Below are 14,278 nucleotides of genomic sequence, written 5' to 3'. Positions count from 1 at the left end.
CTGGTGCGGCTGGCAGGAATTGAACCCACGACCCCTTGGTTCGTAGCCAAGTACTCTATCCAGCTGAGCTACAGCCGCGCAGGCAAACATTATAGCGTATTCATTTCGCTTTGAAAAGTTCGATTTTTCAATCGCTTAGCTGATTTTGCAGAATACCGCCCCGCATGACCGACTACCTTTTCACTGCCAAAAAGCTCACGCCTTTTATCGATGGGCACTTCTGCTTTCACAGTCGCGTCCAGCGAATCGAGAAGTTGCTGTCTCGAAAGAAGCGGGATTATAGGGACTGCTTTCCAGCCTGTCCAGTGCTATCTGCAAGGGACCGCCGTCAGGCGCGCAAGCGTGCGGTGGCGGCGCGCCGCTTGGGGCTACAATACCAGCCAGACAGGGGCGCTTGTGCCGCCCCTCCTTCATGACGGCTGACGGCACCATCATGACCCACTTATTAACTGAGCGTGGCGACGGCGGCCCGGCGGGGCAAGAGCCCGTGCGGCAGACTCACAGTTGCAGGATTTTCAATGGCCAAGCATGAACGCAAGCAAGATCTGCTTCCCCCGTCGGGGGCGCCGAGCCTGTCGGACGAGCATCTCGCCAACTTGCTTGAAAGCATTACCGACGGCTTCAGCCTGCTCGACCGCGACTGGACCATCCGCTACATCAATGCGCGCGGCGCCGACATGCTGGCGCCGCGGCGCCAGCCCGGCAGCCCGCTGGCGGGCAGCAGCCTGTGGCAAGCCTGCCCCGATTTGCAGGGCACGGCACTGGAAACGCAGTACCGGCGCGCCATGACGCAGCAGCAAGGCTGCAGCTTCGAACTGTACTACCCGCCGCTGGGGCGCTGGCTGGAAGTGCGCCTCTTCCCTTCCAGCGAGGGCTTGACCACGTATATCCAGGACATCAGCCAGCGCAAGGCGGCCGAAGACAGCCTGCGCCAGAGCGAGGAAGACTTGCGCGCGCTGGCCAATTCCATCCCCCAGCTGGCCTGGATCGCCAGCTTCGACGGCACCATGTCGTGGTACAACCAGCGCTGGCACGACTACACGGGCACCACCGCCGGCCAGATGGCCGGCGACGGCTGGAGCCTCGCCTACGACGCCCAGCGCCTGCCGCAGATGCTGCAAGCCTGGAAGAGCGCCTTGCGCGACGGCACGCCCTTCGAAATGGAGTTCCCCATCCGCGGCGCCGACGGCCAGTACCGCTGGTTCCTGACGCGCGCCAATCCCGTGCGCGACCGGGGCGGCCGGCTGCTGCGCTGGTTTGGCACAAGCACCGACGTCGACCAGGTCAAGCGGGCGCAGGAAGCGCTGCGCGACGAGACGCGCGTGCTCGAATTGCTCAACAACACGGGCGCGGCCCTGGCCGGCACCCTGGACTTGCCCGCCCTGCTGCAGGAAACCGTCGATGCGGCCACGCGCATCAGCGGCGCGCGCTTCGGCGCCTTCTACTACCACGACGATGGGGCCGCGCCCGATGCGGATGCGCTGCCGGCGGCGCGCGCCGTGAGCGGCATCAGCCTGCGGCAGGCCGACGCCATCGCCGCCGAGCTGCGCCTCGGCCCGGCCACGCGCCAGAACGACCTGTTGGCGGCGCCGGACGGCGGCGTCGACGGGCCGCAGCTGCGCAGCTGCCTGAGCCTGCCCGTCAGCTCGCGCGCGGGCTTGCCGCTGGGGCGCTTGCTGCTCGGCCACCCGCAGGCGGGCATGTTCAGCGCGCGCAGCGAACGCATCGTCGCGGGCATCGCGGCCCAGGCCGCCGTCGCGCTCGACAATACGCGCCTGTACGCGGCCGCCACGCGGGCCGCCGAAGAGCGCAAGGTGCTGCTCGACAGCGAACGCGAAGCGCGCGCCGAGGCTGAGCGCACCAACCAGCTGAAAGATGATTTTCTCGCCACCCTGTCGCACGAACTGCGCACGCCGCTGTCAGCCATCCTGGGCTGGGCCCAGGTGCTGCGGCGCGGCACGCGCGACCAGGCCGATTTGCACCGCGGCCTGCATAGCATCGAACGCAATGCGCGCGCGCAGGCCCAGCTGATCGAAGACTTGCTCGACATGAGCCGCATCACCTCGGGCAAGGTGCTGCTCGACCTGCAGCCCCTGGCGCCGGCCGGCATCATCGCCTCGGCCATCGAAACCCTGCGCCCGGCCGCCGACGCCAAGCACATCGCCATCCACAGCAGCATCGCCAGCGATGCGGGCAGCTTCACCGGCGACCCCAGCCGCATCCAGCAAGTGATCTGGAACCTGCTGTCGAATGCCCTGAAATTCACGCCGCAAGGGGGGCGGGTCGATATCGAGGCGCGCCGCGACGGCGCGCGCCTGGCCATCACGGTGAGCGACAACGGCATCGGCATCAGGAAAGACTTCCTGCCCCACGTATTCGACCGTTTCCGCCAGGCCGATGCCTCGACCACGCGCAAGCATGGCGGCCTGGGCCTGGGCCTGGCCATCGTCAAGCACCTGGTGGAACAGCATGGCGGCACGGTCACGGCCAGCAGCGCCGGCGACATGCAGGGCGCCCGCTTTACCGTGCGCCTGCCCGTGAACGCGGCGGCCGGCCCCTCAGGCAAGCCCGGCAGCGACGACTTGCGCGGCGTCAAGGTGCTGCTCGTCGATGACGAGGCCGGTACGCGCGCGCTGATGGAAGGCATCCTGCGCGACAGCAATGCCGAAGTGCATGGCGCCGGCAGCGCGGCGCAAGCGCTGCAACTGTTGCCCCAGGTGCGCCCGCACGTGCTCGTGAGCGGCATCGGCACGCCCGGCGCGGACGGCTTCGCCTTGCTGGCGCAAGTGCGCGTCGCCAGCGACGGCGCCGACCTGCCCGCGCTGGCGCTGGCGGACCGTTCCCGGCCGCAGGACCTCCAGCGGGCGCTCGACAGCGGCTTCCAGGCCTGCATCACGAAGCCGCCCGACCCTGCCGCCCTGCTGGCGGCCGTGGCGCGGCTGGCGGCGCCGCGCCTGCCCGGCCCCGCATCGTGACAGCGCCCGAATAATTGATGCAAAGAAATAAATAACTCAGGACAAAATGACTATTTCCAAGGGTGAGCCTTCCTACTTCCACACGCGGCACTGTCCTACAAGCAACTTCCCTGAAATTTGCTACACTGAAACGCAGAAGCACGGCGCCATGGCAGGCATGGCAGACAACGGCGGCTCCGGCCGCCGGGAATGACAATAGCGAGCTCATGCGCTGTTGTGCGCCCCATCTTATTGCAAGGCGCTACTATCCTATCGACCTGCCGTCAGCCGCGCCGTCAGACTATTACCTGCGGTGGAAACCAGCGTTGCATTGACCGTATTAACCGAGACCATACATGCCCAGCCAAGATGAGATTTTGAAAGCCAAAATTTTGGTCGTCGACGACTCGCCCGACAATGTCGACCTGATGCTGGAAATCCTGCGCGATGCCGGTTATACCAACGTCACGGCCACCATGCGCCCGGCCCAGGTCTGTCCATTGCACCTGGAGCACTGCTACGACCTGATCCTGCTGGACCTGCAAATGCCCGAACTCAATGGTTTCCAGGTCATGAAAGGCTTGAAGGAAATCGAGCATGGCGGCTACCTGCCCGTGCTGGCCCTGACGGCGCAACCAAGTTTCAAGATCGCCGCCCTGGAAGCGGGGGCGCGCGATTTCATCAGCAAGCCCTTCGACCTGATGGAAGTACACAAGCGCATCCACAACATGCTGGAAGTGCGCCTGCTGTACAAGGAGTTGGCGCAATACAGCAAGCAGCAGCAGGAACTGGCGCTGCACGACCCGCTGACGGGCCTGCCCAACCGGCGCCTGCTGGAAGACCGCATCGAGCACACCCTGCAGCAATCGGCCCGCAACCGCGGCAAGTCGGCCATCCTCTACCTGGACCTGGACGGCTTCAAGGCCATCAATGATACATATGGCCATGGCTATGGCGATGAAATCCTGAAAATGGTGGCGGTGCGCCTGGTGGGCGCCTCGCGCAAGGAAGACACGGTGGCGCGCATCGGCGGCGACGAATTCGTCATCGTGCTGGGCAACCTGGCCGGCAAGGGCGACGCGCGCGAACCGGCCGCCAAGCTGATCGAAGTCGTTTCCGAGCCGTATTTCATCAACGACCTGACCCTGCGCCTGTCGACCAGCATCGGCATCGCCATCTATCCGGACGACGCCAGCTCCGTCGAATCGCTGCTGGGCGCGGCCGACACGGCCCTGTACGAAGCCAAGCGCGCCGGCAAGAACCGCTTTTGCTGTTCGCCCCACGAAGTGATCGCCGCCCAGGTCAGCATGCAGAACAGCGGCATCCCCTCGATCGCCTGACTGTTTAGTGCGCGCGGCATGTAAAAAAACCGGCAAGCCATGACGGCCTGCCGTTTTTTTTTCATGGGCACAACGCTTTATTTCTTGCCAGCCGTCACTTCATGCTGGCCCGCGTGCTGGTGGTCCGTCTGTGCATCGACGGTTTCCGGCGCCACTTCGATGCGCGTGATGCCGGCGTCGACGGAAATCGGGTCGCTGGCGGGAAACGTCATTTCCACGGCGTCGTCGAGCAACTCTTCCTTGGCGCGCTCTTCGCCGCTCATGCCCTCTTCATCGGCCAGGATGGCCAGCGCGCTGGCCCACTTGACGAAATTCAGGTTGGACAGCTCACGCACGGTGCTCACGCCGAACGCCTGCTGCAGGGCCTTGGCATCCTTGGCGCTGACGCCGCGCAAGGCGCTGATGGGGGCATTGACGATGTCGCGGAAGCTTTTGTCGGCATATTCCTGGTCGACGATGGTATCGATATTCATGGCATGTCCTTTCAGTTCGGTAAAGGGGCCGGTGGAGCGCCCTGCGCCACGATGGCGGCACGTGCTGCGTAATGACGTACAGGCACACTATGGCAGCAGCAAGGTGACTGGTATGTGCGCAGCCGTACGTAACAAGGCCAGGAATCCGGACCAGGAACGGGCCGCCGCCGGCCGCCAGTGTTGCATTTGTTCCACAAATGATGGGTAGAGATTAAAATTGCCGAAAAGACAGAATTTTTCCAGCCATGCGCCCCGCGATGGAATCCTCATGTATGATCCACACCTTGAATCCGGTCATATCACTTCACTATTTTCACGGGGCGCCATGTCCGCACACACAGATCCGAACAAGGAAACGGCCCAGGCCGATGCGGACCGCGCCGCCGATCTCAGCGAGTTGCTGGGGCACGTCAATACCAGCTGGGACAATGAACGGCGCGCCCTGTCGCGCCAGCTGCACGACAGCCTCGGCTCGTCGCTGACGGCGCTGACCATGCACCTGTCGCTGCTGACGCAAAAAATGCCGCAGGAGGCGGCCCTGCTCGACCGCGCGGCAACCATGAAGCAATTGCTGCTGAACGTGATCGAAACCAACCGCCAGATGCAGATGAAGCTGTGGAATGACAAGCTCGAGTTTCTTGGCGTCAATGTCGCGCTGGGCGAACTGGCCACGCAATTTGCCGAACAGCACAAGATCGCCGTGCGCTGCAGCCTGCCCGAAGATGAACTGATCTGTCCCCGCAACGTGGGCGTGGCCCTGCTGCGCACGCTGGAAGAAGCGCTGAGCAACATCGCTGCCCACGCCCAGGCAACGCAAGTCGACATCATCATCGATGACAACGAAGAAGCGCTGATGATGACCGTCAAGGACAATGGCGTGGGCTTGCCTGCCAGCGAAGCGGTGCAAATGAGCAAGCACGGCCTGCGCGCCGTGCGCGAGCGCGTGCACTACCTGGGCGGCACCCTGAGCCTGGCAGCCAATCCGCCAGGCGGCACGGCCCTGACCGTGGTCTTGCCGCGCATTAGCCCGAAGGAATAGACTCCGGCCGCGTCAGCGCGGGGGGCCGGCGCCCGCTGCAGGGCGCATGGTGACGGCGGCGGCCATGCCCAGCCAGCCCGCGAACCAGGCAATGAAGGCCGCGACGTGGCCATACTCCCAGCGTCCGCGCAGGCGCGCATAGGCCGCGGCAAATTCTTCCTGGCTCACGTCGGCGCTATTGCCCCATTCCCCATTGACGGGAGCGACTAGGCAAGCCCACAGCAGCAGGGAAACAAACAACGCGGCGGCCGACGCGGCCAGCAGGCGTCCCTGGGGCAAGCGCCTGGAGCGGAAAGCCAGCACCGCCACGCTTGCCGCGGCGGCCATTTGCACGGCGCCCCCTACCGGGCCAAACAGGACATACAGGCTGCTGGTCACCTGCGCATACAGGGCCGGCGGATAGTCCAGCTTGACAGGCAGCTCCAGCAGGTGCGCGGCGCCTGGCGCGAGTCCCAGGGCGGCCAGGGTCAGGGCGATAACTTGCAGTAATCGTGATGGCATGCCCGCCTCCGGTAATCAACCTGTCTGTTCATCGCCGCGTGCTGTCCTTTGCTATAACCGCAAGGCGAGCGTTCCGGTTCCCGGCCAATGCCGCTCGCGCACAGCGCACGCCGCCATAAAAAAAGGGGCCTTGCGGCCCCTTCTTGATCTGGCACAGACCAGCTTAGTGCAACTTGACCTGCGGCGTGCTGCGCTTGATCAGGAAACGGCCCATGGCCATGACGGCCGTGCGCACGCTGCCCAGCACGGCGTTATGGTGCATCAGGTGCAGGCTCACATACATCATGCGCGCCACAAAGCCTTCGACGAACCAGCTCAGGCCCTTGAGCGAACCCATCAGGGTGCCCACCGACGTCGTGCGGCCGAACGAGACGAGCGAACCGTAATCGAGGTATTCGTACGGCTTCGTCTGCGGCGGCTTGCCGTTCGCTTGCAGCAAAAAGGTTTTCAGCAGGTAATCGGCCTGCTGGTGGGCCGCCTGGGCGCGCGGCGGCACCAGCTTGCCGTCCGGCCCCATGCAGGCGGCGCAGTCGCCCAGCGCGAAGATATTCGCGTGACCCTGCACATTGAGCATGCCCGTCACTTCCAGCTGGCCGGCGCGGTTGGTGGGCAAGCCCAACGTGGCCAGGAATTCCGGCGCGCGGATGCCGGCCGCCCACACGCAGATGTCGGCCGCATAGCTGGTGCCGCTGGCCACCGTCACCTTGTCGGGGTCGATTGTGGTGACGCGCGTATCGGTCACCACGGTGATGCCATGCTGATGCAGCAGTTTCGAGGCGGCGATGGAGACGCGCTCGGGCAGCGGCGCGAGGATGCGCGGCGCCCCTTCGAGCAGGGTGATGCGCACATCCTTGATGGCGTTGAGATTCTGGAAACCGTACGCGGCATACACGCCGCTCGCTTCGCGCAGTTCGGCCGCCAGCTCCACGCCCGTCGCGCCGCCGCCGATGATGACGATGTCGACGCCGGGATGGCCCGCGTCGCCCTGGCGCTGCTCGGCCATGGCCAGCAGCTTGAGCAGGGTCAAACGGAAACGTTCCGCGTCTTCCGTGGCGTTCAGGGAAATCGTGTGTTCCTGGGCGCCGGGCACGCCGAAGTAATTCGAGGTGCTGCCCACGGCCAGCACCAGCTGGTCATAGCTCACCGTGCGTTGCGGCAAGAGCTGTTCATCCTTGTCGGTGGCGATGGCGCCCACGGTGAGGCTGTTCGAGGCAGCGTCGAGCCCGATCAGGGGGCCATAGACATAGGTAAAGCCATTGTCATGCGCCAGCATCTGGTATGACAGCCCCTCCTGGTGGATGTCCAGGGTGCCGGCCGCCACTTCATGCAGCGACGGCTTCCAGATGTGATACAGACGGCTGTCGACCAGGGTGACCTGGCCGGGGCCGAGCTTGCGGCTGAGTTTGCAGGCCAGCTCCAGGCCGCCTGCTCCTCCCCCTACGATAACGATTTTACTGTGCAAAGATCCTCCTGCTTGCTTGAACGCCAGGAAAAACCTGCTGCGTAGTGCGACGGTTTGTCCAGGCGTTCCTGGTTAATCCCTGTGCCCGTTGCCGTTGCCGTTGCCATGGCCATTGCCGTTGCCTCTGCCCGGCTTGTTGTCATGCTTGTCGCGCTTGTCATCATGGCGGTCATCGCGGCGATCGTCATGACGGTCGCGGTCGCGGTAGTCGGGGCGGCCATGGTCGCCATGCTGCTGGCGGTAACGGGGCACATATTGGTTGTTATACCAACTATCTTGGACGAAATATACCTCTTGGTTACAGGCATTATACTTGCGGCAGTGCTTGGACCAGTGTTTCGCATGGCCGGGCGGCACGCGCAGGTAGATCGGATGGCCCGAATAATACTGGGGACGCTGCACGATGACGGGCTGGGCGTAGATCAATTGCGGCGCGGGATAGTCGCCGATGTCGAGGCGGCCGTAAAAGCCGGGCTGGCCGACCGTGACGGAGACGCCGACCTGGGCGACTGCGGCGGTGGCGGCCGACAGCAGGACGGCGGCGAGAATGAGGGTTTTCATGGGGCACTCCTTTTATCAGTTATGCCGCAATTGTAGACCTTGTGTGACCAACTGTTTGTGCGCAAGGACACATAAGGAATCCCGTCGCAATCTCACCACAGCTTGCCCAAAGGCACGACCAAGCCGCTGAACAGCGACCAGTCCGGCGAAGCGCCCGTCAAGCCGCGCGCCATGCCGAAGTCGATGGCCAGCCGGGGCGTGGGGCTGTAGGTGGCCGCCAGCAAGAGCTGCGCCGTGGCCGGCGCGCCGCGCAAGCGCGTGCCCGACACTTCCGCCGTGGCGCCCCAGCGCTCGCTGACGGGCGTGGAAAAGGAGGCCGCCCAGCCCGTCTGCACCCTGCCCGTGTCCGGGTCGGACGCGCCCAGGCGCGTGGCGTTCACATTGGCGTCCATGTGCACGGCGCCCAGGTCGCGGCTGAAAATACCGTTCAGCGACACATCGCTCTTGCCGCTGCCGATGCTGTCCTTGGCGGTGGGCAACTTCCAGCCCAGTTCCAGGCCCAGCGCCGTGGCGCTGTCGAGCACAAAGGCGCGCTTGAGCACGAACGTCGTGTCGCCCACGCCCGTCTCGCGCCGCCCCGTTTCAGCGCGCGCGCGCACAAAACCCTCGCCTTGCAGCAGCAGGCCCCATTCGGGCGTGAACGCCAGCTTGAAGGTGTAGGGCAGGCTGGCGCGGCGCGTGTCGTCCGTTTTCGACAGCAGGCCGCCCGCCTCGAATTCCAGCTGGCCCGGCACGGGCAGCTGGGCGGGACTGGCGACGGAAGGACGGTAAGGCAGGATGGGATCGCTATCCTGCGCCTGTGCCAGGGGCGCCAGGGACAGCAGCAACAGGGAGAAACAGTACGGCGACAGGAAAGGAGATGACATGGGGAAACCGGAAGTGGCAAACGCGCAATACCGACAGCCTACCACCAAGCCCAGGCGTCCGTGTTGCGCCCGAAGCCGCCGCTTTCAGGCCAGGCGGCGCAGGCCAGCCCTGGCCGCCGGCGCGGGCCGGCGCAGCGGCGTGACATTGCTGGCCGCCGCCACGGCGATGCCTTCGGCCTGGGCGTGCAGGCGGAACACGCCCACCAGCTCCGTCAGGGTCTGCGCCTGGTCCTGCAGCGATTCGGCAGCGGCGGCCGCCTCTTCCACGAGGGCCGCGTTTTGCTGCGTCACCTGGTCCATCTGCAGCACGGCCTGGTTGACTTGCTCGATGCCGGCGCTCTGTTCCGCGCTGGCGGCCGTGATTTCCTGCATGATGTCGGCCACCTGGCGCACGCTGGTAACCACCTCGTCCATCGTGTGGCCCGCGTCACGCACGAGCCTGGCGCCCACTTCCACCTGCTCGACGGAGTCGCCGATGAGGGTCTTGATCTCCTTGGCCGCGCTGGCCGAGCGGTGGGCCAGGTTGCGCACCTCGGCCGCCACGACGGCGAAGCCCCGTCCCTCCTCGCCCGCCCGGGCCGCTTCCACGGCCGCGTTCAAGGCCAAAATATTGGTCTGGAAGGCGATGCCGTCGATGACGCTGATGATGTCGACGATCTTGCGCGACGAGGCATTGATCGATTCCATGGTCTGCACCACCTGTCCCACCGCAGTGCCGCCCTTGCCGGCCACGTCGGATGCGGCGCCGGCCAGCGCATTGGCCTGGCGCGCGTTGTCCGCATTCTGCCGCACGGCCGACGTCAGCTGCTCCATCGAGGACGCTGTTTCTTCCAGAGAACTAGCCTGCTCTTCCGTGCGCGACGACAGGTCCAGATTGCCCTGGGCAATTTCGCTCGAAGCCGTATGGATGGTGTCCGTGCCCGAGCGCACCTGGCTGACGATGGCCACCAGCTTGTCGCGCATGGCTTGCATGGCAAACAGCAGGCTGGCGTTGTCATGGCTGGCCGTGCGGATCTCCACGGTGAGGTCGCCCTCGGCAATGGCGCCGGCGATCTTCACCGCATAGGCCGGCTCGCCGCCCAGCTGGCGCGTCAGTCCCCGCGTGATCAGCGCGCCCAGCGCCAGCCCGGCCGCCACGCTGCCCAGCACCAGGGCGAGCATGAAGGTGCGGCTGGTCTGGTACACCTCCGACGCCTGTGCCGCGGCCGCCCTGGCCCGCTCTTCTTTCTGCAAGGACAATTTATCGAGCACGCTGTCGAGTTCATCCGCATGCAACCGCGTCTTGTCCAGCAGCTGCGTCAGGTTCGCGCCGCGCTGCGCCAGCGGTTCGGCCGCCGCCAGCGCCAGCGCCTGCTGCATGGTGGCGATATATTCCGCTTCGACGGCCGCGAAACGGGCAAACAGTTCCTTGGCGGCCGCCGAGACGAACAGCGGTTCGGCCTTGGCCAGGTAGCTTTTATTGTGTTCGAGGAATGTGGTGATATCGGCCTGGCGCCGGCTGCGCTCTTCCGGCGTGGTCGCCAGCAGGAAATTGCTGCGCGCGCGGCCCACCTTGATCAGGGCGATATTGGCTTCCTTGATGTACGACAGTCCCAGCAATTCATGGTTGTACATCCTGCCGGCCATGGTGTCGATCTTGGCCATGTTGAAAATGCCGATGCCGGCCACGATGGCGCCCAGCAGCGCCACGCAAAAGAATGCCGCCAGCAGCCGCGTGCCCACTTTCATCCGATTCAACATGATTCCTCCGATGGCCTGGTGGCCGGTATGCAACGGGACTTCAGTTTGAATATAAAGAAAAAAGCAGGAAAAAAATGCTCGGATTGTCACTAAACAACAATTCATTGATTTATAGCAACATACAAAACGGCTTGCCGTGCTAGGCAAGCCGTTGGCTTTGTCAGGGCATTATCGCGGCAAATTAATGCCCCGCGTGAGCGCCAGGCTTGCGCACCGTCATTTCCACGCCGCTTTTTGCCGCCGCCTTGCCCGCGCCCTGGCCGCGCACCGGTTCCGGCAAGGCGCCCGTCCATTCATAGGCCACGCTGCCGGCCGGGTGCTTGTACCAGCCAGGGTCGCGGTAGTCGCCGGTTTTCTGGTCCTTGCGCACCTTTACCGTGGTAAACATGCCGCCCATGCCGATGGCGCCGAAGGGGCCGTCGCCGGCCATCATCGGCAAGGTATTGTCGGGGATCGGCATCTGCATCTCGCCCATGTCGGCCATGCCCCGCTCGCCCATCACCATGTAGCCGGGCACGAGCTGGTTGACCTTCGCCGCCACGCCCTGGTGGTCGACGCCTATCATGGTGGGCACGTCGTGCCCCATGGCGTTCATCGTGTGGTGCGACTTGTGGCAGTGGAAAGCCCAGTCGCCCAAGTCCGTGGCCGTGAACTCCACGGCGCGCATCTGGCCCACGGCCACGTCCGTCGTCACTTCGGGCCAGCGCGATTCGGGGCGCGTCCAGCCGCCGTCCGTGCCCGTCACCTCGAATTCATGGCCATGCATGTGAATCGGGTGGTTGGTCATGGTCAGGTTGCCCACGCGCACGCGCACCTTGTCGCCCTGGCGCACGACCATGGGGGCTATGCCGGGGAAGACGCGGCTGTTGAAGGTGAACAGATTAAAATCCGTCATGGTCATGATCTTCGGCGTATAGCTGCCGGGATCGATGTCGTAGTTGCTGAGAAGGAAGACGAAATCGCGGTCCACCTTCATGAAATTCGGGTCTTTCGGGTGCGTCACCCAGAAACCCATCATGCCCATGGCCATCTGCGTCATTTCGTCCGCATGCGGGTGATACATGAAGGTGCCGGGCCGCTTGGCAACGAATTCATAGACAAAAGTCTTGCCGGGAGGAATGCCCGGCTGGGTCAGGCCCGTGACGCCGTCCATGCCGTTGGGCAAGCGCTGGCCATGCCAGTGCACGCTCGTGTGTTCCGGCAATTTATTGGTGACGAAGATGCGCACGCGGTCGCCCTCCACCACTTCGATGGTGGGACCGGGCGACTGGCCGTTGTAGCCCCACAGGTTGGCCATCATGCCGGGCGCCAGTTCGCGCACGACGGGTTCGGCCACCAGGTGGAACTCCTTGACGTTGTTATTCATGCGCCAGGGCAAGGACCAGCCATTCAGGGTGACGACGGGGTTGTACGGGCGACCGTTCGGCGGCGGGGGCGGCGCCTTCGTCTCCGCGCCGGCCATGCTGACGGCTTCCGGCAGGGACGCCGCACCGACGCGGCTCACCGCTGCCGCACTGAGGGCGACGGCGCCCGCGTTCATGAAAAAGTTTCTACGTGTAATCATCATTATTCCTTTGCCGCAGTTGCCGCACCTGGGCCGCTGCCGTTGATGGTCGATTGCAATTCAGTTTGCGCGATCCAGAAATCGCGCTGGGTTTCGATGGCGCTGTTTACGCTGGCGACCTGTTCGCGCGCATCGGCCAGCAGCTCGAACACGCTGGCCAGCATGCCGTTGTAACGCAGCAACACTTCATGCGAGATTGTCTTGCGCAGCGGCACGACTTCATCGCGGTAGTGGCGCGCCAGGTCGTAGGCCGTGCGGTAGCTCGAATACGCCTCGCGCACTTCCGAGCGGGCCCGTACCGCCGTGCCCGCCGTGCGCTGCAGCGACTGTTCATACAGCGCCTGCGCCCTGGCGTTGCGCGCCGTGCCCCAGTCGAACAGGGGCAGTTCCAGCGATACCTCATAGCCGTTTTCGCGCGGCGCCTCGCTCGTGCTCTTGTTGGTATAAGCCACGTCGAGCACATTGATGAAACCCGTGACCTTGGACAGGCCCAGTGCACTGGCGGTCGCATGGACGTCGAGTTTCGCTCTTTGCACGTCGAGGCGCTGCTCCATCGCCTGCGCCTCGATATTGCCCGCGTCGGCCGCCTGGGCCGGCAAGTCGGGCAAGCGCGACGGCAAAGTAAAGCTGGTCTGCCTGCCCCACAGGCCCAGCAAGCGCGTCAGGTGCTCGCGCGTCACCAATGCCAGGTGGCGCGCGCGCGCCAGGTCGCCGACGGCATCCGCATAAAACACTTGCTGGCGCGCCTGGTCGAGGCGGCTCCAGTTGCCCGCCTGCCGCAGGCGCGTGGCCAGCTCGGCGCCCGCCTCGGCCGACAGCAGCGCCCGCTGCATGAACGCTTCCGTCTGCACGGCGGCGACCGCATTGAAATAGGCGCGGCGCGTCTCAAGCGCCAGTTGCACGGCGCTGCTGGCCGCCTGCAGCTTGGCTTGCTCGAAACGGCCCCGCTCGATGTTTACGCGCATCGGCATGGTCAACAGGCCCGCCAGGTCGAAGCTGACGCCGCGGTCGATTTCATTGCCGTGGCTGCCGTGCGAGCGACCGAAGGACAGGCCCGGGTTGCGCAAGCGCCCCGCCTGCACCAGGTCCGCCTCGGACGCGCCCAGCTCGGCCAGTGCCACCTTCATGCCATGGTTGTTCATCAGGGCGATGCGCACGGCGCTGTCGGCGTCCAGGGGCCGGGCCAGCAGGGAGGCCAGCTTTTCCTCGCCGCCCTTGTCCGTCAATGCCGCGGGGGCGCCCGTGCGGGCGTCGGCCAGCGCGGACACCGTCTGCATGCCACCGTCCTCGCTGAAGCTGGCGCAGCCGCTGAGCAGCAAGGCGGCCGCCAGCGCCAGCGGCGTCAGGCAAGTTGATTTTGTGAAACGTGCCATCTCAGTGTCCCTCATGCTGGTGTTGCGGGGCGGGCCGGGCAGCCGGCTTGGGGCCGGACCTCTCCATCGGCATGGTGTGCCCTTCCATCGCGTGGCCCTGCATCTTGTGGCCCTCCATCTTTATCATGCCCATGTGGCCGCCGGCCTTGCCGACTTTGTCGTTGACGGCGCGCCAGGCCTGGTCGGGCGTGGCGTCTTCCTCGGCGGCGGGACGGTAGCCGGCAAAGGCGGAGCGGTAGGCGGGGGCCGGCACGGGCGCTTGCGCCTCTTGCGGGGCGGGCTGGGGCTGGGACTGCGCGGCGGCCGGCGGCAGCGCGGCTGATGCCACGCCGGCGGCCAGCGCGAGGCTGAATAATTGTTTCATGGTACTTCCTTGAATGACGGGGTATGGCGCGGCGGGCGCGC

Annotated in this window: 12 protein-coding genes and 1 tRNA gene; 3 read left to right on the top strand and 10 right to left on the bottom strand. The window is 65.1% G+C overall.

What is annotated here, in order from left to right:
• Window position 1 precedes the first annotated feature (1 nt).
• A tRNA-Arg gene (locus tag AC07VI_RS12875) sits at window positions 2–78 on the bottom strand.
• Window positions 79–518: 440 nt separating this feature from the next.
• Here AC07VI_RS12875 and AC07VI_RS12870 point away from each other — a divergent pair.
• Together AC07VI_RS12870 and AC07VI_RS12865 are read left to right on the top strand one after the other, a co-directional pair.
• Window positions 519–2,975 (top strand): hybrid sensor histidine kinase/response regulator, encoded by a 2,457-nt coding sequence (locus tag AC07VI_RS12870; RefSeq protein WP_492994872.1) that lies wholly within the window; start codon window positions 519–521, stop codon window positions 2,973–2,975.
• Window positions 2,976–3,310: 335 nt separating this feature from the next.
• Window positions 3,311–4,294 (top strand): GGDEF domain-containing response regulator, encoded by a 984-nt coding sequence (locus AC07VI_RS12865; RefSeq protein WP_086146643.1) that lies wholly within the window; start codon window positions 3,311–3,313, stop codon window positions 4,292–4,294.
• Window positions 4,295–4,371: 77 nt separating this feature from the next.
• Here AC07VI_RS12865 and AC07VI_RS12860 read toward each other — a convergent pair whose 3' ends face one another.
• Window positions 4,372–4,767 carry a hypothetical protein gene (locus tag AC07VI_RS12860; RefSeq protein ID WP_086146644.1) on the bottom strand — a complete coding sequence of 132 codons (396 nt, stop codon included), beginning with the start codon at window positions 4,765–4,767 and terminating at the stop codon, window positions 4,372–4,374.
• Window positions 4,768–5,092: 325 nt separating this feature from the next.
• Between AC07VI_RS12860 and AC07VI_RS12855 the strand changes: the two genes are divergently transcribed.
• On the top strand, window positions 5,093–5,806 hold the full coding sequence (locus AC07VI_RS12855; RefSeq protein ID WP_086146645.1) for a sensor histidine kinase: 714 nt from the start codon (window positions 5,093–5,095) through the stop codon (window positions 5,804–5,806).
• A 12-nt stretch (window positions 5,807–5,818) separates the two neighbouring features.
• On the opposite strand, the gene AC07VI_RS12850 is transcribed toward AC07VI_RS12855, so the two are convergent.
• The 8 genes from AC07VI_RS12850 to AC07VI_RS12815 form a co-directional block, all read right to left on the bottom strand.
• Window positions 5,819–6,307 (bottom strand): hypothetical protein, encoded by a 489-nt coding sequence (locus AC07VI_RS12850; protein ID WP_086146646.1) that lies wholly within the window; start codon window positions 6,305–6,307, stop codon window positions 5,819–5,821.
• A 163-nt stretch (window positions 6,308–6,470) separates the two neighbouring features.
• On the bottom strand, window positions 6,471–7,769 hold the full coding sequence (locus tag AC07VI_RS12845; RefSeq protein ID WP_492994876.1) for an NAD(P)/FAD-dependent oxidoreductase: 1,299 nt from the start codon (window positions 7,767–7,769) through the stop codon (window positions 6,471–6,473).
• 72 nt (window positions 7,770–7,841) lie between these two features.
• Window positions 7,842–8,330, bottom strand: a complete 489-nt coding sequence (locus AC07VI_RS12840; RefSeq protein ID WP_086146648.1) for a hypothetical protein — start codon at window positions 8,328–8,330, stop codon at window positions 7,842–7,844.
• A 92-nt stretch (window positions 8,331–8,422) separates the two neighbouring features.
• Window positions 8,423–9,196 carry a transporter gene (locus tag AC07VI_RS12835; protein WP_492994878.1) on the bottom strand — a complete coding sequence of 258 codons (774 nt, stop codon included), beginning with the start codon at window positions 9,194–9,196 and terminating at the stop codon, window positions 8,423–8,425.
• A gap of 84 nt (window positions 9,197–9,280) precedes the next feature.
• Window positions 9,281–10,936 (bottom strand): methyl-accepting chemotaxis protein, encoded by a 1,656-nt coding sequence (locus AC07VI_RS12830; protein WP_099375809.1) that lies wholly within the window; start codon window positions 10,934–10,936, stop codon window positions 9,281–9,283.
• Window positions 10,937–11,117: 181 nt separating this feature from the next.
• Window positions 11,118–12,500, bottom strand: coding sequence for a multicopper oxidase family protein (locus AC07VI_RS12825; RefSeq protein ID WP_086146649.1), 1,383 nt, complete (start codon window positions 12,498–12,500; stop codon window positions 11,118–11,120).
• Window positions 12,501–12,502: 2 nt separating this feature from the next.
• Complete coding sequence (locus tag AC07VI_RS12820) at window positions 12,503–13,873, bottom strand: TolC family protein (protein WP_492994881.1); 1,371 nt, start codon at window positions 13,871–13,873, stop codon at window positions 12,503–12,505.
• A gap of 1 nt (window position 13,874) precedes the next feature.
• Window positions 13,875–14,237 (bottom strand): hypothetical protein, encoded by a 363-nt coding sequence (locus tag AC07VI_RS12815; protein ID WP_492994883.1) that lies wholly within the window; start codon window positions 14,235–14,237, stop codon window positions 13,875–13,877.
• Window positions 14,238–14,278: the final 41 nt, after the last annotated feature.

Source organism: Janthinobacterium sp. GW821-FHT03A03 (assembly GCF_059421435.1).
This window is presented reverse-complemented; position numbering and strand designations above follow the sequence as displayed.